Annotated in this window: 19 protein-coding genes; 14 read left to right on the top strand and 5 right to left on the bottom strand. The window is 42.4% G+C overall.

The features are described from left to right. The first annotated feature begins 56 nt into the window (after positions 1 to 56). On the top strand, positions 57 to 4259 hold the full coding sequence (gene rpoC, locus CHJ_RS14110; RefSeq protein ID WP_171752829.1) for a DNA-directed RNA polymerase subunit beta': 4203 nt from the start codon (positions 57 to 59) through the stop codon (positions 4257 to 4259). Positions 4260 to 4515: 256 nt separating this feature from the next. Here the strand turns inward: rpoC and rsd are convergent, their stop codons facing one another. Next, positions 4516 to 5010 carry a sigma D regulator gene (gene rsd / locus CHJ_RS14105; RefSeq protein WP_171752840.1) on the bottom strand — a complete coding sequence of 165 codons (495 nt, stop codon included), beginning with the start codon at positions 5008 to 5010 and terminating at the stop codon, positions 4516 to 4518. A 183-nt stretch (positions 5011 to 5193) separates the two neighbouring features. Here rsd and nudC point away from each other — a divergent pair, with 183 nt between their 5' ends. The 9 genes from nudC (at position 5194) to CHJ_RS14060 (ending at position 16383) form a co-directional block, all read left to right on the top strand. Continuing rightward, positions 5194 to 5982 carry an NAD(+) diphosphatase gene (nudC, locus tag CHJ_RS14100; protein WP_317917968.1) on the top strand — a complete coding sequence of 263 codons (789 nt, stop codon included), beginning with the start codon at positions 5194 to 5196 and terminating at the stop codon, positions 5980 to 5982. A 346-nt stretch (positions 5983 to 6328) separates the two neighbouring features. Continuing rightward, positions 6329 to 7396 (top strand): uroporphyrinogen decarboxylase, encoded by a 1068-nt coding sequence (gene hemE, locus CHJ_RS14095; RefSeq protein WP_317917967.1) that lies wholly within the window; start codon positions 6329 to 6331, stop codon positions 7394 to 7396. 512 nt (positions 7397 to 7908) lie between these two features. After that, a complete protein-coding gene (locus tag CHJ_RS14090; RefSeq protein WP_171752826.1) occupies positions 7909 to 9024 on the top strand; it encodes an OmpA family protein in 1116 nt (371 codons plus the stop codon). Between the two features lie 98 nt (positions 9025 to 9122). Next, positions 9123 to 9686 carry a fimbrial protein gene (locus CHJ_RS14085; protein WP_171752825.1) on the top strand — a complete coding sequence of 188 codons (564 nt, stop codon included), beginning with the start codon at positions 9123 to 9125 and terminating at the stop codon, positions 9684 to 9686. Positions 9687 to 9876: 190 nt separating this feature from the next. Then, entirely contained in the window at positions 9877 to 10545 is a 669-nt protein-coding gene (locus tag CHJ_RS14080) for a molecular chaperone (RefSeq protein WP_253822067.1), read from the top strand. Then, positions 10529 to 13042, top strand: coding sequence for a fimbria/pilus outer membrane usher protein (locus CHJ_RS14075; protein ID WP_317917966.1), 2514 nt, complete (start codon positions 10529 to 10531; stop codon positions 13040 to 13042). Before CHJ_RS14080 ends, CHJ_RS14075 begins: the two co-directional genes overlap by 17 nt. After that, positions 13033 to 13791 carry a fimbria/pilus periplasmic chaperone gene (locus CHJ_RS14070; RefSeq protein WP_317917965.1) on the top strand — a complete coding sequence of 253 codons (759 nt, stop codon included), beginning with the start codon at positions 13033 to 13035 and terminating at the stop codon, positions 13789 to 13791. The genes CHJ_RS14075 and CHJ_RS14070 overlap by 10 nt, the downstream gene beginning before the upstream one ends. Before the next feature lie 83 nt (positions 13792 to 13874). Further along, complete coding sequence (locus tag CHJ_RS14065; RefSeq protein WP_317917964.1) at positions 13875 to 15488, top strand: fimbrial protein; 1614 nt, start codon at positions 13875 to 13877, stop codon at positions 15486 to 15488. A gap of 10 nt (positions 15489 to 15498) precedes the next feature. Then, on the top strand, positions 15499 to 16383 hold the full coding sequence (locus CHJ_RS14060) for a hypothetical protein (protein WP_317917963.1): 885 nt from the start codon (positions 15499 to 15501) through the stop codon (positions 16381 to 16383). A gap of 296 nt (positions 16384 to 16679) precedes the next feature. Here CHJ_RS14060 and CHJ_RS14055 read toward each other — a convergent pair whose 3' ends face one another. Beyond that, positions 16680 to 17606 carry a D-2-hydroxyacid dehydrogenase gene (locus CHJ_RS14055; protein ID WP_317917962.1) on the bottom strand — a complete coding sequence of 309 codons (927 nt, stop codon included), beginning with the start codon at positions 17604 to 17606 and terminating at the stop codon, positions 16680 to 16682. Positions 17607 to 17676: 70 nt separating this feature from the next. Between CHJ_RS14055 and CHJ_RS14050 the strand changes: the two genes are divergently transcribed. Both CHJ_RS14050 and CHJ_RS14045 read left to right on the top strand, forming a co-directional pair. Further along, positions 17677 to 18264, top strand: coding sequence for a YjaG family protein (locus CHJ_RS14050; protein WP_317917961.1), 588 nt, complete (start codon positions 17677 to 17679; stop codon positions 18262 to 18264). 241 nt (positions 18265 to 18505) lie between these two features. Then, positions 18506 to 19471 carry a transposase gene (locus CHJ_RS14045; RefSeq protein ID WP_317917960.1) on the top strand — a complete coding sequence of 322 codons (966 nt, stop codon included), beginning with the start codon at positions 18506 to 18508 and terminating at the stop codon, positions 19469 to 19471. Between the two features lie 285 nt (positions 19472 to 19756). Here CHJ_RS14045 and CHJ_RS14040 read toward each other — a convergent pair whose 3' ends face one another. Beyond that, complete coding sequence (locus CHJ_RS14040; protein ID WP_317917959.1) at positions 19757 to 20806, bottom strand: CNNM domain-containing protein; 1050 nt, start codon at positions 20804 to 20806, stop codon at positions 19757 to 19759. Positions 20807 to 21074: 268 nt separating this feature from the next. On the opposite strand from CHJ_RS14040, the gene hupA reads away from it, so the two are divergent. Then, positions 21075 to 21347 carry a nucleoid-associated protein HU-alpha gene (gene hupA, locus CHJ_RS14035; protein WP_171752815.1) on the top strand — a complete coding sequence of 91 codons (273 nt, stop codon included), beginning with the start codon at positions 21075 to 21077 and terminating at the stop codon, positions 21345 to 21347. 48 nt (positions 21348 to 21395) lie between these two features. Beyond that, positions 21396 to 22097 (top strand): DUF1481 domain-containing protein, encoded by a 702-nt coding sequence (locus CHJ_RS14030; RefSeq protein WP_171752814.1) that lies wholly within the window; start codon positions 21396 to 21398, stop codon positions 22095 to 22097. Between the two features lie 97 nt (positions 22098 to 22194). Here the strand turns inward: CHJ_RS14030 and purD are convergent, their stop codons facing one another. Both purD and purH read right to left on the bottom strand, forming a co-directional pair. Then, complete coding sequence (purD, locus tag CHJ_RS14025; protein WP_317917958.1) at positions 22195 to 23481, bottom strand: phosphoribosylamine--glycine ligase; 1287 nt, start codon at positions 23479 to 23481, stop codon at positions 22195 to 22197. A 160-nt stretch (positions 23482 to 23641) separates the two neighbouring features. Continuing rightward, positions 23642 to 25234 carry a bifunctional phosphoribosylaminoimidazolecarboxamide formyltransferase/IMP cyclohydrolase gene (gene purH, locus CHJ_RS14020; RefSeq protein WP_317917957.1) on the bottom strand — a complete coding sequence of 531 codons (1593 nt, stop codon included), beginning with the start codon at positions 25232 to 25234 and terminating at the stop codon, positions 23642 to 23644. Positions 25235 to 25502 lie beyond the last annotated feature (268 nt).

Genomic DNA, 25502 nt, shown 5'->3' with positions numbered 1-25502 from the left:
ACTCGCTATTCTAAATAAGGTGGCGAGTCCCTTTTAACTCCTCACAGGAGCTGATTGTGAAAGACTTATTAAACTTTCTAAAAGCACAGCATAAGACCGAAGAATTTGATGCAATCAAAATCGGTCTATCTTCTCCAGACATGATTCGTTCATGGTCGTTTGGTGAAGTTAAAAAACCTGAAACGATCAACTATCGTACGTTCAAACCAGAACGCGATGGTCTTTTCTGTGCGCGTATATTTGGTCCGGTTAAAGACTATGAGTGTCTTTGCGGAAAATATAAGCGTCTAAAACACCGTGGTGTTATCTGTGAGAAGTGTGGCGTTGAAGTTACACAGACTAAAGTTCGTCGTGACCGCATGGGCCACATCGAGCTTGCCTCACCAGTTGCACACATCTGGTTCCTAAAATCGCTACCGTCTCGTATCGGTCTACTAATGGATATCCCACTGCGTGATATCGAACGCGTACTTTACTTTGAAATGTACGTAGTGACTGAGCCGGGCATGACAGACCTTGAAAAAGGTCAGATGCTTACAGAAGAAGAGTATCTGGATCGTCTGGAAGAGTGGGGTGATGAGTTTACTGCGAAAATGGGTGCGGAAGCGATCAAAGATCTGCTTTCTACTATGGACCTACAAGCAGAAACAGAGCAAATGCGCGAAGAACTTGAGTCTACTAACTCAGAAACTAAGCGTAAGAAAATCACTAAGCGCCTGAAACTTGTTGAAGCATTCATCACTTCTGGTAACAACCCAGAATGGATGATCTTAACGGTTCTTCCTGTGCTACCACCAGATCTTCGTCCTCTAGTACCACTAGATGGCGGTCGTTTTGCGACGTCTGATCTGAATGACCTATACCGTCGTGTGATTAACCGTAACAACCGTTTGAAGCGTCTACTAGAGCTAGCAGCTCCGGACATCATCGTACGTAACGAAAAGCGTATGTTGCAAGAGTCTGTTGATGCACTTCTTGATAACGGTCGTCGTGGTCGTGCGATCACAGGTTCTAACAAGCGTCCTCTGAAATCTCTTGCTGATATGATCAAGGGTAAACAAGGTCGTTTCCGTCAGAACCTACTAGGTAAGCGTGTAGACTACTCTGGCCGTTCTGTAATCACAGTAGGTCCATATTTACGTCTGCACCAGTGTGGTCTTCCTAAGAAGATGGCACTAGAGCTATTTAAACCATTTATCTACAGCAAACTAGAAACTCGTGGCATGGCTACGACGATCAAAGCAGCGAAGAAAATGGTAGAGCGCGAAGAAGCGATCGTTTGGGATATCCTGGACGAAGTTATTCGTGAACACCCAGTACTGCTAAACCGTGCACCAACACTTCACCGTCTTGGTATTCAAGCGTTTGAACCAGTACTAATCGAAGGTAAAGCGATTCAGCTACACCCACTTGTGTGTGCCGCTTATAACGCCGACTTCGATGGTGACCAGATGGCGGTACACGTACCTCTGACTCTGGAAGCTCAATTAGAAGCACGTACACTGATGATGTCGACAAACAATATTTTGTCTCCAGCATCAGGTGATCCTATCATCGTACCTTCACAGGACGTTGTATTGGGTCTTTACTACATGACTCGCGATAAGATCAACGTGAAAGGTGAAGGTATGTACCTTGCTGGCCCTGAAGAGGCTGAGAAGGCATACCGTACGAAATCTGCTGAGCTGCATGCTCGCGTTAAGGTTCGTATCACTGAAACGGTTGTCGATGAAGATGGTAACCGCACAACATCAACAGGTATGGTAGATACCACTGTTGGTCGTGCAATGCTTTGGCAAATCGTGCCAACAGGCCTACCATTTAGCCTAGTTAACCAGAAGCTTGGTAAGAAGCAAATTTCTACCCTTCTGAATGAGGCATATCGTAAGCTTGGTCTTAAAGATACAGTAATCTTTGCTGACCAAATCATGTACACAGGTTTTGCATACGCAGCACTTTCAGGTGTGTCTGTTGGTATCGACGATATGGTTGTACCAGCGGCGAAATACACTGAGATTTCTGAAGCAGAAGAAGAAGTTCGCGAAATTCAGGAACAATTCCAATCTGGTCTTGTAACTGCAGGTGAACGTTATAACAAAGTTATCGATATCTGGGCGTCTACCAACGACCGTGTTGCGAAAGCGATGATGGATAACTTATCTTCTGAAACGGTTGTTAACCGTGACGGCGAAGACGAACAACAAGAGTCATTCAACAGCATCTATATGATGGCTGACTCCGGTGCTCGTGGTTCTGCTGCTCAGATTCGTCAGCTTGCCGGTATGCGTGGTCTGATGGCGCGTCCAGATGGTTCAATCATCGAAACGCCTATCACCGCAAACTTTAAAGAAGGTCTAAACGTACTTCAGTACTTTATCTCAACGCACGGTGCTCGTAAGGGTCTTGCGGATACAGCACTGAAAACAGCGAACTCAGGTTACCTGACTCGTCGTTTAGTTGACGTTGCTCAAGACGTTGTTGTTCATGACCATGACTGTGGCACGCATGAAGGTATCGACATGATGCCTCATATCGAAGGTGGTGACGTTAAAGTTGCACTTTCTGAGCTGGCTCTTGGTCGTGTTGTTGCTGAAGACGTACTTAAGCCTGGTACTGAAGAAGTACTGATTCCACGTAATACTCTGATTGATGAGAAGTGGTGTCAAATCATGGAAGAAAACTCTGTAGACAGCATGAAAGTGCGCTCAGTAGTTACCTGTGATGCAGACTTCGGTTGTTGTGCACAATGTTACGGTCGTGACCTAGCACGTGGTCACCTAGTGAACCAAGGTGAGGCAGTGGGTGTTATTGCTGCTCAGTCTATCGGTGAACCGGGTACACAGCTTACCATGCGTACGTTCCACATCGGTGGTGCAGCATCAACGGCAGCGGCAGAGAACAGCATCCAAGTGAAGAACACAGGTTCTGTGAAACTTCATAATGCTAAGTTCGTAACCAACAAAGACAACAAGCTTGTGATCACTTCTCGTGCATCTGAACTAACCATCATTGATGAGTTCGGTCGTACTAAAGAGAAGCACAAACTACCATACGGTTCATTGTTGAGTAAGAAACATGACGAAGCGGTTACCGCTGGTGACGTAGTTGCCAACTGGGAAGCGCACACCATGCCAATCATCACTGAAGTGGCAGGTCGTATCCAATTTGTAGATATGATTGATGGTGTAACTGTTTCACGTCAAACGGATGATCTAACGGGTCTATCTTCAAGTGAAGTGACCGATGCAGCAGCTCGTCCATCTGCAGGTAAAGATATGCGTCCAGCTATCAAACTTGTTGATGCGAAAGGCAAAGATGTAATGATTCCTGGTACTGATATGCCAGCTCACTACTTCCTGCCGGGCAAAGCGATCGTTCAAATTGAAGATGGTGCTGAAGTAGGTATCGGTGACACCTTAGCTCGTATCCCTCAGAAATCTGGCGGAAACAAAGATATCACTGGTGGTCTACCTCGCGTTGCTGACCTATTTGAAGCTCGTAAGCCAAAAGAGCCAGCAATTCTTGCTGAGCACACAGGTACAGTTTCATTTGGTAAAGAAACAAAAGGTAAGCGTCGCTTAATCATCACTCGTGAAGGCAATGAGCATTACGAAGAGATGATTCCTAAGCATCGCCAGCTGAACGTGTTTGAAGGTGAGAAGATTGAACGTGGTGATGTTATCGCCGACGGTCCTGAAACTCCGCATGACATTCTACGTTTACGTGGTATCCGTGCTGTAACGTCTTACATCGCAAATGAAGTACAAGAAGTTTACCGCCTACAGGGCGTTAAGATTAACGATAAGCACATTGAAACTATCGTTCGTCAAATGCTTCGTAAATGTACTATTACGTTTGCGGGTGATTCCGAGTTCCTTGCAGGTGAGCAAGTTGAGTACGCTCAAGTTAAGATTGCTAACCGTGCACTTGAAGCTGAAGGCAAAGAGCCTGCACGCTTTGAACGTGAACTACTAGGTATCACTAAAGCGTCTCTTGCAACTGAGTCATTTATTTCTGCGGCATCGTTCCAGGAAACAACTCGCGTACTAACAGAAGCTGCGGTTTCTGGTAAGCGTGATGACTTACGTGGCTTAAAAGAGAACGTAATTGTTGGTCGTCTGATTCCAGCAGGTACAGGTTTCGCATACCACCAAGATCGTCAAAAACAACGTGAAGTAGAGCAAGAAGGCCCGTCAGCAGAACAAGCGACTGACAACCTAGCCGCACTACTTAATGCTGGATTCTCTTCTGAAGAGTAAAGCATAACGTATTGTTATTGATAATAAAAAGGCACCGAAAGGTGCCTTTTTTGTGCCTGTAAGATAGTGACCTATAACAGGGACAGGCGCCTAAATATTTGAGGACAGGCACGAAAGAAAACTCAATATCTAAAGTGTGTGTCCTGAATAAAAGTGCCGGATAAAAGTAAATAAATTTGCCAAACAAAAAGGGTCAGACCTATAAAAGCCTGACCCTAAATTCAATGGTCTAGTGGTATGTTGCTATTGTGCAGTTTTATGCGCCCGGAGGTACCGCTAAACTATCCGCAATCAATTGTATTAACTGGTCTTCTACTGCAAAGCGTGTTTCGATAATTTCACCGATCAATGATAAGTCATTATCAAAATCTTCTAACGGGTCACTAGCGTCAACGCTGGCGTACTTATCTGTAAAATTCAGCAGCGGATCGGTAGTTAACACGATTTGCCCGTATGTGTTATTAATGTCATCGGTTGGAGAAAAGCCGGTAGACTTCCATTTATCCATCACCATTTCATAGATCTTAAAGTGACCTTCAGAAATGTAGTCTACAAGGTGTTGGCTGAAAGACTGAAGCTCATTTGGCGCTGGCAGTTTACAGACAGGTTTTGTCCCAACACTTGGATTTAGTGAAGCAAGCTTACAATACTCTACTATTAGAATTTGACGAGTATCAAGCCAATGATCAATTACCTCACTTGACCCGCCCCACTGTTGCTGTACTTGTTTGAATTTATTTAGCATGACCATGTCCCTCATGATCAGATTGCTAATTATTAGCAATCAAAAATTCCTGAAAAATCAGGAGTCCAATTAACACATTGTTTTTTTATACTACTAGAGGTTACCCTTATTAATTCGGGTATTATCTGTTTCTAGTATGTTTTTAGATTGCCAGTAAACGTAATTAACTTCAAGTGAAGAGATCAAAGGATGTTAAAAAACAGTGACAACAACAAGATAACAACAGCAATCTGGATCGTGGTGAATGGCAGCGATATCTGGACAATCAATGGTGAATTGCCGACTGGAACAGCGTCAGAGTTAGAACTGCCAGCAGAAAATGCAGTATGCGTAGGCAGCTATAATAACCTCGCTGTGATGTGGATTAATGAAAGCGATGTAGAACGACAACTAGAGCTAACATCTCTGCGAGAGCTTCTCCTGTTGCCTCAGGCGCTATTTCTGCTAGCAAGTAAAGCAGTGCAATACGGACACATGACCCAAACACTGCGCTTTTGTCCACATTGTGGTGGTCGTAATTTCTTAAACCACATAGAAATTGCCATGCAATGCGGAGAGTGTCGAAGCATTCATTATCCTCGTATTTATCCGTGCACAATCATCGCAGTTCGCAAAGAGAATCAGATATTGCTTGCCCAACATGCAAGACACAAAAGTAGTATGTATACCGTTATCGCCGGCTTTATGGAGGTAGGAGAAACATTAGAGCAATGTGCGGCGAGAGAAGTGAAAGAAGAGACGGGCATTGAGGTGAAAAATATTCGCTATTTTGCTAGCCAGCCATGGGCTTTTCCTTCAAGTATGATGGTCGGATTCATCGCCGATTATAGCGCAGGCGATATTAAAGTGGATTATAGCGAGCTATCTGATGCTCGTTGGTTTTCTATTGATGAGCTACCAGAGCTCGCACCCGTGGGGACAATAGCGAGAGCGTTAATCGAACAGACAATTACAGATATAACGGAAAATGATGAGTAGAAGCTAGCTTAATTTTCGTCAACGTTACGATTGGCCTGATGTATTCAATATGTTTCAACAACAATAAACAGCAGATCAAAATCGAGAAAAAAGACAAAAAAAACCCTCCGGTAAGGGAGGGGGTAAGTAAGATGTCGTTATGAGATGGTCGGGCATCTATTGGCCCAACTTATTATTGTTTTCGCTAGCGGACAAATTTGTAGCACAGCTAGACTATTCATGGCAAAAATATTATTAATTAAAAACTTGATAACATGATCTAGGACGCAAAGCGCCACTATCGAAGTGTTGAAAGAGTGTTAAACTATTGGCTTTCATAGAAAAGCAAAGAATGGAAAATAACGGAATGACCGAACTAAAAAATGATTGCTATTTACGCGCCCTTTTAAAACAACCTGTTGATTACACCCCTGTATGGATGATGCGCCAAGCAGGCCGTTATTTACCAGAATATAGAGAAACACGTAGCCAAGCCGGTGACTTTATGTCCCTTTGTCGTAACGCAGAACTGGCTTCTGAAGTAACGTTACAACCATTACGTCGTTTTCCTCTAGATGCTGCAATTCTCTTTTCTGACATTTTGACCATTCCAGATGCGATGGGGTTAGGTCTACACTTTGAAACTGGTGAAGGTCCTAAATTTGAACGCCCAATCACTTGCAAAGCTGATGTCGAGAAAATTGGCCTGCCAGATCCTGAAGGCGAGCTGCAATATGTAATGAATGCCGTACGCCAAATCCGTAAAGATTTAAATGGTGATGTCCCTCTTATTGGATTCTCCGGTAGTCCATGGACGCTTGCAACTTATATGGTAGAAGGTGGAAGTTCAAAAGCTTTTACTAAAATCAAAAAAATGATGTATGCCGAGCCGGCAACCTTACATCTATTGTTAGATAAGCTAGCGGACAGTGTGATTGAATATCTCAATGCTCAAATTAAAGCTGGTGCACAATCCGTAATGGTATTTGATACTTGGGGTGGTGTTTTAACACCAACAGACTATAACCTCTTCTCATTGCAATACATGCATAAAATAGTCGATGGGTTGATTCGTGAAAATGATGGTCGTCGCGTGCCTGTTACCTTGTTTACTAAAAATGGTGGAATGTGGTTAGAGCAAATCGCAGCAACGGGTTGTGATGCGGTAGGCCTTGATTGGACAATTAATATTGCTGATGCGAAAAAGCGTGTTGGTGATAAAGTTGCACTGCAAGGCAATATGGACCCATCAATCCTCTATGCTCAACCAGATCGCATTCGCCAAGAAGTCGCGACCATTCTTGAAGGGTTTGGTCAAGGCGAAACTGGTCATGTATTTAACCTTGGTCATGGTATTCACCTAGATGTACCACCAGAAAACGCAGGTGTATTTGTTGAGGCAGTACACGATCTTTCTAAGCCGTACCATAAGTAAACCGCATGACTAGCTGATACATTCAGGCTTCATCATTAAAACACCAGCGCTAACCCGCTGGTGTTTTTGTATCTAAAAACCAAAAAAAATTTAAAACAATTTAAAAGGACACACACCTAATTCACTTCATCAATACAGGGGGAGCAAAGAGATAAAAGAGAATCGAAATAATTGCTACCTTGTGTTGTAAATATAGCGTTATGCCAACATCGAGGTTATACCGTTTACATAAAACGATTAAAAAAAACATAACTATTGCTATGTTCAGTCGCTATTTGTGCCTAGATAACAGGTCAAATAGGTTATTCCGATGTCAGATAAATCTTCAAATAAATATAATTAAGAATTAGATATGTAATTTTTAATCCCCCTTCATGCCGATAATATTCTACACCTGATAACAATTAACTAGTTGTAACTTATTGAAGAGTAAGCGTATTCGTGAGAACTGCCGATAAGGCATTTCGTAAGCGAGTTATTCATTACTCTCTGATTACGGTGGAGATTTAAGGTTGAACAAGAAAAATATGGTGCTTGTCTGTTCTCTGTATTCTGCTGTTAGTTACGCTGGTAGTAGTGATGTGACTCCATTTGAACCTATACCTGTTATGTCAGCGAAGTTGGGTTATCAAATCTCCTTAGACGATAACAATGTTCGAAGCGATAGCAGTTTGGTTGGCCTTTATGCAGGGATGCAACTTGATCCTTCTTGGATATGGGACGTTGGTGTTCAGTACCATAATGATCAAGATTTTGATAATGCTAAGTTCGATACATTGTTACTCGATAGTGGAGTCCGTTATACCACCAACTTTGAAGGAGATATCGATCTTTATGGTCGCCTAGCCATAGGGTATTGGTCGGTGAAAAGTGATCATCCTGCTTACTACGACTCATCTACCAGCGGTTTATCTCCTGTGATGGAAGGAGGGGTAAGTTATCAGTTGAATCCTCAACTTTCAGTCAGTCTTGGTTATCAATATATAAGTTGGTTAGGGAAAAAAACTCAACGAGAGTTTAATAGTCACGCCATCCTGCTCGGGTTTAATTATGCCTTTATTCCTAGTAGCCAACTTTCCAGCGTGTCGTCGCAAATAGAGCCTGCCCCTAGCTCTAATATCACCGAAACTCCACCATCTGCTGCTGAAGGGCCTGTTGAATCAAAAAAAGAGCTGGTATCGGAAGAAGAATCATCATCAAAGCTTGCCAAACCGAAACCGGTGATCAAGCAGTTTGCGCATACCGTTATCGGCAGTACCTATTTTGATTCCAATAGTATTCAGGTTTCTCCACAGACAGAGCTATATCTACTGATAGTAGAGGATCTGCTTAATACCTATCCACAATCTCGATTAAAAGTGGTTGGGCATACTGACTCCATCGGTTCTGAAGATGATAACCAAGCCCTTTCCGAAAGAAGAGCTAAAGCGGTGTCTGAACAGATTATTGGACGTGGTATTGATGCTGAACAATTACAAATCATTGGTGTTGGCGAGTTGGATCCTGTTGCTGATAACAAGACCGAGTCAGGCCGCTCCCTAAACCGCCGAGTGGAGCTAATTGCTCTACCGTTTGATTATGCAGAGCCTGTAGATACCACAAATAGCGATCTGTTACCTGTACAGTAATTTAGGGAGGGAATGAAGAGAGAGTTATATAACTAATTGTTTAATAGAATAATTTTTTGATAAAACCTTTAACTTACAACGTATAAATAGGATAGAAAATGAACAAACTAAATAAAATCATGCTTTGCAGTGCGGCTTTAATGCTCTGCTCAACCGCAAGTGCATCCAATACTATTGATTTTAAGGGAGAGGTGGCTCCCGAAACTTGTACGGTAAAAATCGATGGGAAGGATGGTGGATTAATTGTGTTACCAACGGTTAGTCTAAAAGCGTTTCAAGTAGGGACTCCTCCTGCAATTTCGGTTGGTAAAACAGTTGAGCGAAAAGAATTCAATGTTCAACTTTCAGATTGCCCCACACAAACATCGGCTCGAACTCTTAAAACTCGATTTGTGCCAAATGGGGGCGTTAGCTCTCGCGGTCACTTAGGGAATCTCGCACCAGCCAATAAAGCTGAAGGGGTGGAGATCCAGTTGGTTGCTCCTAATGGTACACCTATAAACTTTGCACCAACAGGTGAGTATGTAGGGAACGACCTTACTATAGCTGCTAACAAAACTACAGCATCAGCGACGTATGGAGTTGAGTATGTAGCAACTGCCACCAGTGTCACGACGGGAAGTATTAGTTCATCATTGCAGTATGCAATTAAATACAACTAACTCTAGTAAGGCCTTGTGACCGATGCAGGGCCTTATTCTTCTATGTGTTTATTGTTATGGATAAAGATCAATGAGAAGTCGTGCTCAACGTCTTATCTGTAGCTGGTTGGTAATTGGAAGGTAAACAGTGAAAAAGCTTATTTCTTTGATGTTATTGTTGGTAACACCATGCTTGCAGGCGGGAGTGTCCATGCTAGGGACGCGCATTGTTTACCCTGAAGCAAGCAAGGGAGTAAACGTAGAGTTAAGGAACTTAGGAGAAGCGACCTTTATTGTTCAATCATGGGTAAGTCAGTTTTCAGACGATCAAACAAGTGCTGATAAAGTGCCTTTTGTTGTTACACCACCAATCGCGAAATTAGTAGGTAATCAAAAACAAAAATTTAAAATATCCTTCACCCATCAACAGATTTTACCTCAAGACAGAGAGTCTATTTTCTATTTTAACTTCCTAGAAGTGCCATACAGTGAAGCTGTAATGGATAATAGTGATGGCAATAAGCTGCAACTGACTGTACGACACCAACTTAAACTGTTTTACCGCCCAGAAGCGGTACAAAAGCAGACGAGGAAAATAGCTCGTGATGCTGTTTTGCAAACCATTAGAAATGGCAAGAATCTGATATTGCGTTATAGCAACAATAGTCCTTATTACCTTTCTATGTCGGGTGAGGCTAAGTTGCAGATAGCAGAGCGTGACTATTTTGCCGAAAGTACCATGATCGCCCCTTATTCTACTCATGACTTTGTTTTTTCTGATATAGAACCCAGCACATCTACTGACACTGCTCAGCTATCCATCTATTTAATCAATGATTTTGGTGCGAGCTTGGAAGAACACTATGATGTTGATTTATAAAAATAACATGACCATGTCTAGGTTTGTTAGCATAGTGGTTCTCTTGCTGTGTTCCGCTCAAACAACAGCAATGACCAGTGATGGAGCTGAGGTAAATCGCAATCTTTTTTATGGCAATGTGGATGTTTCTGCACTGCTGTCTGGAGATGAGCTTGATCAGGGGGACTTACTAAATAACCGTCATATTCTCGATGTCTATCTAAATGGCAAGCTCAATAACCGAGACACTGAGGTGCGGTTTGTAAAGAATAACAATACCGACAAAGCAGAGCCTTGCCTGAGCCAAGAGCAGTTTCAGCAATTAAACTTAGTTGACGTACCGCTAGCAAAAACCGAACAGAACTGCTACTTGCTATCAGATATCTCTGAATATAGTCGTTGGCACTATAACAAGAGTGAACTGCAACTCGATATTACCATGCCGCAAATCATGTTGAAAAAGAGTGCTGGGGATGGTGTTGCTAAAGAGTTGTGGGATGAAGGGATAACGGCCGCTTATGTAAAACATCGAACGTCATACAGCTATCAAGCCTATAAAGATCAGGATGACTATAATCAGCTCTCAGGCAGTATTTATGCGGGAGTCAATATTGGTTTAGTTCAATTTCGTCATAACGGTTATTTTAGGCATGACTTTGACAGTGGCAATGGTTCCGAATATCAATCTTATCGCTCCTATTTTCAGGTTCCTGTTGCTCGCTATGAAAGCCTTTTTACTGCTGGAGAAAATTTCACTGCTGGAGGTCTGTTTGGTAGCTTAAGTTATACAGGACTTAATTGGGCCACTGATACTCGTATGTGGTCGAGTTCTCGCAAAGGATACGCGCCTAGAGTAACGGGAGTTGCATTAAGTAATGCCCGAGTAGAGATTAAGCAGGGTGACAACACCATATACGAAGTTTCTGTTCCTCCTGGCCCATTTTTAATTGATGACCTGTTAAGTATTCCACAGCAGGGGGATTTAACGGTTAATGTTTATGAAGCGGATGGTTCAATAAAAACATCTACCGTGCCTTATAGCGTACTGCCTGATTCATTGCGATTTGGTAATACGGAATATAACTTTGTTATCGGTGAGGCGCGAGATTTTGGTGACGTTAATGCTCTATTTTTGGAAGGCACTTTCAAACAGGGTTATAGCAACGTGATTACCACAAACTACGGCTTTCGATTTGCAGACCGATATCAAGCGTATCTATTGGGTGGTGTATTTTCCTCTTCGTATGGGGCGTTTGGCTTCAATGCTACCTATTCTCATACTCGCATAGATGCGAATCAAGCGGGTTATCAAGGTTGGCAAACTGAACTAAATTATGGCCGTTCATTTGATTCCGGTTTTAACATTACTATGGTGGCGATGAGAAACTCCACCAAGGGGTACCGAACGTTAGAGAATGTATTTGGTTTACGTCAAGTTAGTGATGGAAGTTATGACTCAAGTACGCTCAATCAACGTAACCATTTTAATATACTGTTAAATCAAAGTCTGGGTGATTATGGACAGATAGGCCTCTCTGCTCAAATGTCTGATTATTATCAGAATAGACCGACATCCTATAACTATTCTGCACGATATAGTCACACCCTTTGGGGTGTCTCTTACAACGTTAACGTCGACCGACAAAAAATATCCCGATACTCAGGAGAGAGCAATGTCTCGAGTGGAAACCGCTATCAGACGGTTGTCTCATTAGGGCTAAGTGTTCCTTTGGGGGGCGGCTTGTTTAACTTGGGTCATACCGTAACAAATAATGTGGGTGACAATGGAAGCTCAACCGCCAGTTACAGTAACTCAATCGGAGACGATTTTAGTTACTCATTAATGGGCTCACATAACGACTCAGGCTCCTTTTATAGTGTATCGGCTACCCAGCAGACCCCAATCGGAGGAGTATCGGCTTCTTACTCAAACGGTGGCTTAAACGCGTCTGGGAATTTTTCTACCGTTTTGGATGGCACAGTACTATTGCATAGCGGAGGAGTGACGGTTGGACCTTATGTTGGAGATAGCTTTGCCTTAGTTGAAGCAAGTGGAGCAGAAGGGGCGGCCATATCCGGCTGGAGTGACAGCAAAGTAGACTCATTTGGTTATGCTATTCATCCTTCGTTAAGCCCTTATCGTTTCAATGACATAGATCTCGATACTACTGAACTAGAAGAGGATGTGGAGTTAACTCGTACTCACAAAAAAGTAGTGCCTTACTCTGGTGCCATTGTAAAAGTGAAATTTAATACCAGAAAAGGTAGAGCATACTTAATCGATACCAAACTCAGCGAAGGTGGGGTGCCACCGCTAGGCAGTGACGTAATAACAGTTGATAACCGCCGTATTGGAATCGTGGGTCAGGCTGGTGTGATATATGCCCGATTAGAACCTCAAGATACCCAGTTAAAACTGCGCTGGGGGAAAGCGCAAAGTGAGCAGTGTTCCATTACGGTAGAGCAAGTCGCCGAGGATTCTTCTCCTATTTCGAAAATGGAAGCGATATGCAGCTAAGTTGGTGTAGGAAAGCGTTAAGAACGGTTCGTGCGATGGCGTTGGTTGCTGTGTCTCTACTTGCAACAAATGTATACGCTGCCGTGAATATTGAGCGTACAAGAGTGGTTATAAATAGCGAGCAAAAACAGAATAGTTTCCGTTTGGTCAACGAAGGAGAAGATGAAGTGGTTGTTCAGTTATGGACCGATTATGGCGATGTTACCGCCTCACCATCTTTGGTGAAAACTCCAGTATTTCTACAACCACCAATTTTTCGCTTGCAACCGGGAGAAATTCGCAGCGTACGTGCGATTGTAGATCGAAGCCAGTTGGCAAAAAATCATAACGAACAACTTTATTGGATCAATATTTATCAGGTTCCTCAGTCGCTGTTTAATGATAGTGATAGCTCGCAAGATCGCTTACAGCTTCCATTGAGACTAAGGGTCAAATTGTTGGTACGTCCAGACGGCGTTGAGAAACTTGAAAAAGCTTCGGCAGAAAAACTGTTGTTTGCTGTCTCTCCTAGCGCTAACGCTGATTTGAGTAACAAAAAAACACAATATGACTTGTTGATCAGTAATCCAACTCAGTGGCACATCACTTTTTCGTATTTAGCTTTAGATGGCAAAGAAGTGGTTGCTCCTTTTATTGCCCCTGGGGAACAGATAGCCGTGCCCGATGTGCCGTTGGATGTGAGCAAAGTGAGTTACGCCATTATCAACGATAATGGCAATAGCTGGCAGTACCAACAGGTTATTAACTGAACAATCAGTCATCAGTCACTAGATAACCAGCCAAGATTTTTTATCTCAGTATGGTTATCTGACTAATTAATTAGAGTATATCTATGAAAAACCATCTTACATACTTGATGATCATTGCGAGCTTACTTTTGCTACCAAAAGAAGCACTTGCACGTTGTGGTTATAGGATATCCGAGGCAAATATTTTTTCTATTACACTTCCAGGCTTGATTAACGGTTATGGTATAAACCACGCTATTGATCCTGTTGGGTTAAGTCCTTATAGAGCTCCCGCGAGAGGGCGAGGGGCAACATCAGGGGCATACTATCCTACAAACGTAAATGTACAAGTTAACGCGAATGAAAGCCTTCAGCGAGTAGGTAGTGTGATTGGCTCTGTAACAATGGATTATAGAAAAGGAAAAGGATACGACACTTCGTGGGGGGGGAGTGTGGTTAGCTATGGGTATAATAACTATGATCTATTGTTTGAATGTAGGACGTCAACAAAAAGTGCTAATGAGATTGTACCTCTTACAATATTCCATCCATGGGTAGCTCCTCGTCTTATGGAGTATTATGCGATAAATAGAGGGTGGAATAGTAAGAAATACCTCGAAGAAATTACGAATCTTGATAATTCGGGTGGATTGTTAGGGGTATATTACACTCGTTTCAAAAATGTAGGGGTCAGAATATTAAATACTAAAACAGATAGGCCTTTTAAGGCAAGATGGCAACGTCGATCGTTGCCAAAATCTTCGTGGGTTTGTGCGAGTGCTTTGGGAACTTTGCTTCCTATCTATAACAAAACTTCTTGTGATGATAGCTCAATGAATTGGAACAGTCGGGCATTTATTCCTGCGTCAGCATTTAGTGGTGTTACTATTCAATTTATAAGAGTAAAAAACTCACCTAAATGGGCTGTCGATGGTAATACTGTGGGTTTTGTTGATGTAGTAAAGGGGCAACCACTAGCCTACACTCTTTTTCAAAATGAAAGTCATAGTAATCCAGGTTACCCTGATAACCGAGGACTTTACGCCGGATATCCCAACAAAATATTAAATACTTTAGCTGACTTTTCAGATCTATCTGGGAAGGGTTTCATCTTGACAAATAATTCGCACTACCTAAATTACCCAATGGTATGGCGACCAACTGTCAATATTACTCGTATTAATAGTTGCCGCATTACCGACTATACCAAGACGGTGGACTTTGGTTCGATTGGTGCGGTTGAGTTACGAGACGGTGCGGTTAGGGAAAAAGATTTTAGTATTTCCGTGGCCTGTGCTGATAACGTAGGTGGTTCAGGAACTATGAATACTCAAGTCGCGATGGGGTTATTGGTAAAAGGTGATACCGCAATAAGAAAAGCTCAACAACTGGGTTTGAAAACTTCTGAAGGAGGATTAACTTATCTACTGGATAATGAATATGGTCGTTCGGGTGTCGCGCAAGGGGTTGGAATTCAAGTAAAAAAAATCGGGTCGTCTAATTATCTAAATCTTCTCGCAGACAATAGTATAGGCGGTGGTAACAATAAAGGCTGGTATGGTTATCGGGATCTATTACCTAGCCCTAATGGAACCACTTCTGACGGCATTAAAATGTACAGTGGTAAGTTTTCTGCAGAACTAAAAAGAATAGCTAGCCAATCTGTTATTGCTGGATCTGTTAATGCTCAATTAGAAATTATTCTTGCTTTGCAGTAAGCGATAGCAAATGTTGAAAAAAACAATGCATAAGTATCTCGCAAACAGTCGCTGGTGGCTTGTGATAGGAGTCACTCTGATATCGTGGGGGTACTTACCTGTAGTAGTTGCTAATTCGTGCACTGTTTTTCAAAGAAATGGTGTGATGGTCTTTTCTGACGCATGCAATATAGATCTAAGAAGACCTTCAGGCTCCACTTCCATAGTACTTCAATTTAAGTTTGTTGACAGTTCGTTCGATGTAGCCACTGAAGAGTTGACTAGAGTAAAAACAAAGACAGACATAAATGTAGCAATGCAATCTATAAAAGGTGGTTATAGGCTCTTTGCTGGGCCTATACAACCTAAGTACAGGTCTCAGTATAAAACGCAATTAAGAAAGCTGGGCTATCAGGACTCACTGATAAAGTGGCTTCCCTTTATTTTCAAAAATAATATAGATGAAGTGATTCACCCAACGACACAGCCCCAAAAAGATGACACTTCACAGGCAAAAGCAAAAGCGGTAGCAGAACAAAAAACAGCAGCAGTATCGCCCTCAGTCGCGAATAATCAAAACAAAAAAGTGTGGTTTAAAGGCGTGGGTTCGTCAGGCGAGCGACACTTTTACTTGCCTATGTCGAGTTTGGAAACACTCTCTAAACTGAGTTTTGAACGAGCCAAATGGTTCTGCGGGAGCCTTTCCGACAAAAGTCGTATTGCCAACCAACAAGAGTATGTGGCGCTTCTCTCTTCCGACTTTTTCATCAATGAACTGAAAGGCAGCATCGCTTCACCATTGTGGCTGAATGAGCAAATTGTAGTGACACGAGTCGGCAACCAGGTAGAAACCCGACCATCTCATTATGGCGTCAATTACCCCACCGTTTGCACCGCAGACATTATCGCAGGCTAGCTTTTACTATAAGGACACACACCTAACCAAGTAAGAGTTTCCTATTAAGGACACACACCGTATCTCATGAGTTAAATTTTATTCGGAGAAACATTTATTTGACGTTAATTAATATCCTTTGTCGAAGTCGATTCGGTTGTTAAGCTGAAAACCATCTCGCCATAGCAAGTAATTTTGTTTAAATATTTCAAACACCAACTCGTAATTTATCAAGGACACACGCCTCAATTTATAAAGGACACACACCGTATCTCATGAGTTAAATTTTATTCGGAGAAACATTTATTTGACGTTAATTAATATCCTTTGTTGAAGTCGATTCGGTTGTTAAGCTGAAAACCATCCCGCCATAGCAAGTAATTTTGTTTAAATATTTCAAACACCAACTCGGGAAAACTGTTGGCCGCAATATGTGGCGTGACAGTGACGGATGGGTGGTGCCAATAAGGACATTGTTGTGAGATAGGTTCATTTATAAAAACATCCAAATAGGCATGTTGAATCGCCCCATTATCTAGTGCAGCGAGGAGATCCTCTGTGACCACAGCATCGCCTCGACCAACATTGAAGAACAGTGCTTTGGTACAGTGTTCAAAGAGAGACTGATTAAATAGCCCTGTTGTAGCTGTAGTTTTAGGTAAGGTTGAGACAACAATATCAGCTCGCTTAAGTTGTTCATTTACCTGCTCAATATGAACGACTTCGTTAAATGCTGATTCCTTTGGTGGTATTCCTGTACGGTTTACACCAATAGTATGAACACCAAAGGCGGCCGCAGTCTTGGCTAGATGATTACCAATAGAACCCGTCCCAAAAATAAACATTTGTTTTCCGTTTATGGTTCGATATCGATGAGGTTGCCATACTTTTTCACTCTGTTGTTGGCGATATAGATCCCAGTGACGAAAATGCTCAATGGTATAGCCCAATACATACTCTGCGATCTGAGGGCCAAAGATGCCCTTAACATTAGTGAGTAGGTAGTCAGGATCCTGAGAGGAGTGAGTAAGTGCATCAACTCCAGCGTACATTGACTGAACCCATTCTAGTTGAGGGAAAGAGTCCAGAATAGAAGCAATTTTAGGAGGGGAGGCCAGTAAAATATTAGCTTCACTATTTTCCTCGGTGATAGCTAAGTCAGGTAGATCCGCTTGAGAAATCAAGGTGTGGAACTCTTGGTCGTATTCGGTAATTATTTTTACTTTATTGGTGAAATTATCCATATGCTTTCTTTTCCCCTCTCCCTTTATCAAGTACACTTCTGCTGTCTGAAAATTCAACGTTAGAGCTCTTATGTTACAGAATCCTATTCAAGTTCGCCTTGAAAAATTTGAACCATGGCAACAGATTACTTTTATGGTTTCTTTATGTGAACGCATGTACCCGAATTATGCAGCGTTTTGTGAAACAACAGAGTATGCCGATGCTAGGGTTTACCGAGATATTCTCGATAGTATCTGGGAGTTGCTTACCGTTAAAAAAGCGAAAATTAATTTTGAACGCCAATTAGAGAAACTTGAAGAGCTAATACCCGTTTCTGATGAATTTGACTTTTATGGTGTTTACCCAGCCATTGATGCTTGTGTTGCATTATCGACCTTATTGCACGGTTTGTTAGATAGAGATTATCTATTTGAAAATATGCAAGAAATTAGTCAGATCTCTGTGGTAACAGTAGCACAGCTCGAAGAAGCGCAAACAGGTGATGTCATTGATAATGACAATCAAAAAGATAACGAAGCTGTGTGTGCTGAATGGGATGTACAATGGGCTATTTATCGTCCATTACGCGAAGCCGAAGAGCGCGATATAGACTTGATAAAAGACTTAAGAGCAGAACTTCGTGATGAAGCTGTCAGCAATATCGGAATAGAAGCATAACCTATATTCGGACAAACCTTAATACGGACACACACCTCAACATTCACGTCGAGTCCCTCTTTTTGAGGGACACACACTTCAATATTTCAATGTAGACATATATCGCAAAGTATATTTTAGGACTTGTTAGGTCTTAGTTACTTTTGTCGTATTGGTCTAAAAAAATACTGTTTCTCGTTAAGCCGAACAAAATGCCACATTACTCTTCTTTTTATCTTTACAACTTAAAAGGTGAGAAGTGATGACAACAGCTCGAAAACAATTGGTGTCAGTCGAATCAACACCCTATTATCATTGTGTTTCGAGGTGTGTTCGGCGTAGTTTTCTTTGCGGTACGGACCCTCATACAAAACAGAGCTATCAGCATAGAAGAGACTGGATCGAAAATAAGATTTATTCCTTGGCGAAATCTTACTGTATCGATATTTGTGCCTATGCCATCATGAGTAATCATTACCATTTAGTCGTGCATATCAACAAGAACAAAGCCCTTACGCTCTCTGACCGTGAAGTCGTTGAACATTGGATGCAAAATCATAAATTGCCCTTTTTGGTTCAACGTTGGTTCTCTGAACAGCCGTTGAGTAAAGTAGAGACGCAAATGTGTTTGTCCATTATCGAAAAATGGAGGAATCGACTTTGGAGCCTTAGTTGGTTCATGAAAGAGCTCAATTTCGATATTGCTCTCAAAGCTAACAAAGAAGACCAATGCACTGGACATTTTTGGGAAAGCCGCTTTAAAAGCCAAGCGCTACTGGATGAAAAAGCATTAGCTGCAGCAATGGTATATGTCGATTTAAATCCAGTAAGAGCGGGAATCTCAACACAGCCGGAGCAATCTCAGTACACGTCAATTAAAGCCCGGTTTAGAGCTCTGAAAGAACAAAAGCAAACTGCGCCATTATTGTTTCCGTTTATTGGAAATGTAAGTAACAAAGAGTATGTGCAAGGAATCCCTCTGCGATTGCAGGACTACCTAGAGCTGGTTGATTCTACTGCGAGACAATATCGAGCTGAGAAAGCGACACTAAGTGCTGATTCTCTCTCAATATTACAAAAGCTGACTATTAGTCAGCAAAGTTGGCTTAATGTTTGTACTTATATGGAGCGTCGCAGAGTTAGCGCGATTGGTGATATTAGTCGACTTGAGCATGCTAAGCGATATTTGCATAAATCAAGAATTCACCTTTTCAAATTGGATTGCTGACAAAAAATCAGATACTCCAGACTACATGCTCAAAGCTTGCATTGGTAAGCTATTCCTGCTGCAGCATTTATAACTATTATCTATAGAAATTAATATCAATCGTACAATATCTAACGCTAATTCTTGTTAAGTCCTCAAACACATTACTTTTATTAATCTATCTGCTTAAACTAAGCTCTTAGAGTTATTGCATTCCACTTTTAGGCGACTGTCCTTATTTCAAAAGAGGACAGCTTTAAGAGGCTATCCCCAGATAAAAGTGTGTGTCCTTAAAGCAGAACGATCTTACTCATCACTCTGCTTAACGTCGTGAGTTTTCTTCCAAATTTCCCATCGTTGGTAGGCGAGTTGCTGCATGTCAGTGGTTTTGTCGGCCTCATCAATGATCTCTTCTCCTAATAGATGCTCGAAGATATCCTCTAATGTCACTATGCCTTGAATAGTTCCGTATTCGTCCACTACCAGAACCAATTGCAAGCGGTTTTTCATCATGTGATCAAATGCTTTGGGTAAAGCCATGTTGTTTAAAAGTACATTGATTGGCCGCATTACCGCACCAAGCTGCTTCTCGCCACACCCCATTTGCTGCAATTTAAATAGTTCCAACCTATGTACAAAACCGATGATGTTGTCTTTTTGTTGGCTATAAATAAGCGGACGCGAGAAGGGAATGTCCTTATGACGATCCAAGAACTCATTTATGCTCTGCTCCGCTTCAACTCGGAAAACTACCGGTCTTGGTGTCATCACTTGGGTGATAGGAACATCGCTGATAGAGAGTAGATTACTCAGTATTTTTGATTCACCTTCGTAAAATTCGCCGCTTTCGTGTGCCAATAACGCCATTGCTGAGATTTCATCTCGTAGTTTTGGTGGTATGTGTCCTTTGGCTAGTCGCTTGGTTATTTGCTCAGATACCCAAACAAATGGGGTGAGTCCCCAAACCATCCATTTTAGTATGTTTGCTGCCATAGGAGCGAGTTGACGCCAGTAGGTCGCACCAATGGTTTTTGGTACGATTTCAGACAACAGCAAAATACCTAAAGTCAGCACGGCAGAAAAGACACCTAACCATTGGTTGCCAAATATTTGTGCGGCTTGAGCACCAGCACCGGCGGCACCAATAGTATGAGCAATGGTATTTAGCGTCAAAATCGATGCCAGAGGGCGATCAATGTCGTTCTTTAGTTGGGTGAGTTTTTCCGCAGAAGGGTGACCACTCTGCTTTAACTGAGCAAGATAGCTCGGCGTTATGCTGAGCAAAATAGCTTCCAGTACCGAGCAAATAAATGATACGCCAATAGACAATGAGATGTAGATAGTTAAAAGCAGCATGAATTTGTGACAAATTTCCTGTTTAGAGTCCGAATTTGGATATATTTATGACATCTATATTACCTCTTAGTTACGGTAATTACAGGCTTTATAGGTAAACTTACTGTCATTTTTATATCGTATAAAGCAACAAATTGTGAGTTATTACTCATATTCTGTCTAAATATGGTTGTTTTAAGAAAAAGTTTACAGACAACCCTTTGCCAGACGGGGGGTTTATGCTTTAGAGTGGGTTCAGATTTCGATAACACATGAGAAGGGAAACCTAATGAACAAGACCCAATTAATCGACTTTATCGCTGAAAAAGCGGATCTATCAAAAGCTCAAGCTAAATCTGCTCTAGAAGCGACACTTGAAAGTGTGACTGATACACTTAAAGAAGGTGACCAAGTTCAACTAATTGGCTTCGGTACTTTTAAAGTAAATCACCGTGCTGCTCGTACTGGTCGTAACCCTAAGACTGGTGATGAGATTCAAATTGCTGCTGCAAATGTACCTGCATTTGTTGCTGGTAAAGCACTGAAAGATTCAGTGAAGTAATTTAGATACGCCGGATACAGATATTGTATCCGGCGTGGCTTTATCTCTATGAAAAAATTCCTCTTACCTACGCTCCTCACCGCTGTTCTTTTAGGCTGCTCCTCCGACCCTTCCATCGATAGTTCAACGCGACTAGTTACCAATATGACGGGTGGTCAATCGTTAGGAGATAGCGTTAGTTATTTTTGGTACACCGAACAATATAACTTTCCTCTTTCAGCGGCAGATTTTGTGACTTCAGGAGATTATGGTTGGTACAAATCCGATTATCGCTGGAGACGTGATGGTGTAATTCGAGAAGTTGTCCGAGAGGGAGAACAGTTGAAACTCAATAAAGGCTTAATACCTTATAAATTGCATTTGCGGTTTAATGATAAAGGTGAGGCGGTTTACCAACAATACCGAGTTGATGGTAAGGTGCTTCCTATTCCACAAGAAGACATTGCGTTTGTAATCAATAATGCTGATACGCTTCGTGAAACCGTGTTAGAACAAAATAGTAATGGGCAGAAGCTAGTTCAAGGCTACTGGGACGGCAAAGTGTTTACTACCTGTTCAGGTAAGGAATATGCTCGATTTGAGATAAATCAGGCTTTGCCTAATTTTGTAATTAATCGTCTTGCCAGTCTTGATAGTTATGCTGCATTTTTAGCGGCTACCACGCCTTCTACATTGACAGTAATAGATATGTATAATTTAGCGGACGATAGCTTTGATTGTGTAGAAAGACCAAATTTAATCAAAGACTAAGACAAGCATCATTATTCAATAATATGATGGATATGAGAAAGGCACTTATTACAGTGCCTTTTTTAATGGTCGTTATATTGCAGCGAGGTTAGCCTTGCTATTCCTGCTCCCGCGCTATCGCTCTATAGCCAATATCATTGCGATAGAATGCACCGTTCCAGCTTACCTGCTTTGTCAGCTTGTAAGCACGTTGCTGAGCTTGTGAAACGGTCTCACCAAGGGCTGTTGCACACAGTACTCGGCCACCATTCGTCGTCACCTTACCTGCTTCTTCTCGGGTTCCGGCATGGAAGATTTTTTCACCTTCGATTTCGTCAGTAGGTAAACCGGAGATGACATCTCCTTTTGCGTAATCGGCAGGGTAGCCACCTGCGGCTAATACTATGCCAACTGCAGCTCTTGGATCCCAGAAGGATTCACAGCTATCAAGTCTCTCTTCAATCGCATCCAAGCAGAGATCCACCAAGTCTGATTCCATTCTCATCATGATCGGTTGTGTTTCTGGATCACCAAAACGACAATTGTACTCAATTACCTTAGGAGTACCGTGCTCATCTATCATCAAACCTGCGTACAAAAAGCCAGTATAAGGGTTGCCTTCTTCGTACATCCCTTTCACCGTCGGGTAAATCACTTCTTCCAAGATTCTATTGTGAATATCAGCAGTGACGACCGGCGCAGGTGAATAAGCTCCCATTCCACCAGTATTAGGCCCTGTATCGCCATCTCCAACACGTTTATGGTCTTGGCTGGTGGCCATAGGAAGTACAGAGGTGCCATCGACCATAACAATGAAGCTGGCCTCTTCACCTTGCAAAAATTCTTCAATGACGACGCGACTACCAGCTTCGCCAAATACGTTATCAGCCAACATATCTTTAATGGCGGCTTCCGCTTCTTCCAGAGTCATTGCGACAATAACCCCTTTTCCAGCGGCTAATCCGTCTGCCTTGACGACAATTGGCGCACCTTGCTGGCGAACATACTCAATGGCAGGGTCGATCTCAGTAAAATTAGCATACGCACCGGTAGGAATGTTATGACGAGCGAGAAAGTCTTTAGTGAATGCTTTCGAGCCTTCTAACTGAGCCGCTGCTTTGGTTGGTCCAAAGATAGCAAGCCCTGCTTCACGAAAGGCGTCGACCACTCCTATGACAAGCGGAGCCTCAGGGCCAACGATGGTTAAGCCTATATTTTTTTTCTGAGCAAATGCCACCAATGCCTCAATATCTTCTACACCGATGTCGACATTTTCAAGGTTCGCTTCTAATGCTGTACCTGCGTTTCCAGGGGCAATAAAAACTGTCTCAACGTCTGGGTTTTGCGCCGCTTTCCAACCAAGAGCGTGTTCACGGCCACCTGCACCTATAATTAATACGTCCATTTTTTAATCCTTACAGCAGCACCATTTTAAGTCATTTTGGTTGAGCACGCTTTCTACCATCTTTTGTTCGCGTGCTCTCCCTTTTATCTAAAAATGATTGGGCATCAATTGCTTAAAAAAACTCTATTCATAACAACAATAAATAGAGATAAAGAGAAATCTAGTGACGGAAATGACGCATTCCGGTAAAGATCATCGCCATTCCATGTTCATCCGCCGCAGCAATGACTTCATCGTCTCGCATAGACCCGCCCGGTTGAATAACACATTTAATGCCTGCTTCTGCAGCCGCATCAATACCATCTCGGAATGGGAAAAAGGCGTCAGATGCCATAACACTACCTGCGACTTCTAAGCCTTCATCGGCCGCTTTTATACCCGCGATTTTCGCTGAGTAAACGCGACTCATCTGTCCTGCACCAACGCCAATAGTCATGTCGCCTTTTGCATAGACAATCGCATTAGACTTAACGTATTTAGCCACTTTCCAGCAAAATAGTGCATCTTTTAGCTCTTCATCGCTAGGTTGACGCTTGGACACAATTTTTAGGTCATCAAGAGAAACCATACCCTGATCTCGGTCCTGAACCAGCAAGCCACCATTCACACGTTTAATATCAAATGCGGTTGTTTTGTTTGTCCATTCACCACACTCCAGTAAACGCACGTTCTTTTTGGTCGCAACAATCTCGATAGCTTGTTGAGAGACCTTAGGCGCGATGATTACTTCGACAAACTGACGTTCAACGATAGCTTGCGCAGTCTCGGCATCGAGTTCTTGGTTAAAGGCGATAATACCGCCAAACGCTGAGGTTGGGTCCGTTTGATAAGCACGGTTATATGCCTCAAGAATGTCTTTACCCAACGCAACACCACAAGGATTGGCATGTTTTACAATCACACAAGCGGGTTCGGAAAACTCTTTAACACACTCTAGAGCAGAGTCCGTATCGGCAATATTATTGTAAGAAAGGGCTTTACCTTGAATTTGCGAAGCGGTAGAAACAGAGGCTTCTTCAGGATTGCTTTCAACATAGAAGGCGGCAGCTTGATGACTGTTTTCGCCATAACGCATATCCTGTTTCTTCTCGAACTGTTGATTGAAAGTTCGTGGGAAAGGTGACTCTTCATCCCCTTCTTTGTTGGCGCCATAAGAAGGAACCATAGTGCCGAAATAGTTAGCAATCATTCCGTCGTAAGCGGCAGTATGCTCAAATGCGGCAATGGCAAGATCAAAGCGAGTATCTAGGGTAACAGACTGTTGGTTCGCATCCATCTCATTAATTACGCGTGTATAGTCTTTCGCATTGACGACAATTGTCACGTCTTTATGATTCTTCGCGGCACTTCTCACCATGGTCGGCCCGCCAATATCAATGTTCTCCACCGCGTCAGCTAAAGTGCAGCCCTCTTTTGCCACTGTTTGGGCAAACGGGTACAAGTTAACCACAACCATATCGATAGGGTTGATGCCATGCTGGGCCATAATGCCATCATCTTGTCCACGGCGACCTAATACACCGCCATGAACTTTAGGGTGTAACGTTTTTACCCGGCCGTCCATCATTTCAGGAAAACCAGTGTAATCGGATACTTCAGTAACGGGGATTCCCTGCTCTGAGAGTAAGCGAGCGGTGCCGCCAGTAGACAATATGTCTACGCCTCGTTCAGAGAGTGATTTTGCAAACTCAACAATACCTGTCTTGTCTGATACGCTGATCAATGCGCGGCGAATAGGGCGAACATTATTCATTACTTCCATTTTCCTCAAGTTCTCCGAGTGAGTCGATATAAAGATATTTGCCAAATAGGGCTTAATTACTTCATTATATCCATCCAGTAGTGATGATACCTTTTTAAGCTGATATGCCAGCCTTGTCTAGGGTATTTATCGTTATTATTCATATAGCATCGCCATGAGAATCAAAGCGTTACTATATGGTATAAAATGACCTTACAGATTGTGAATAATCGTAAATAAGCACTTTTGGTAAAGACCTTATGAGTCAACTCGTTTTCTA

This window comes from Vibrio sp. MACH09 (assembly GCF_033238805.1).
Taxonomy (GTDB): domain Bacteria; phylum Pseudomonadota; class Gammaproteobacteria; order Enterobacterales; family Vibrionaceae; genus Vibrio.
Note: the sequence above shows the minus strand (reverse complement) of the source record. Positions and strands in the feature narration are given on the sequence as shown.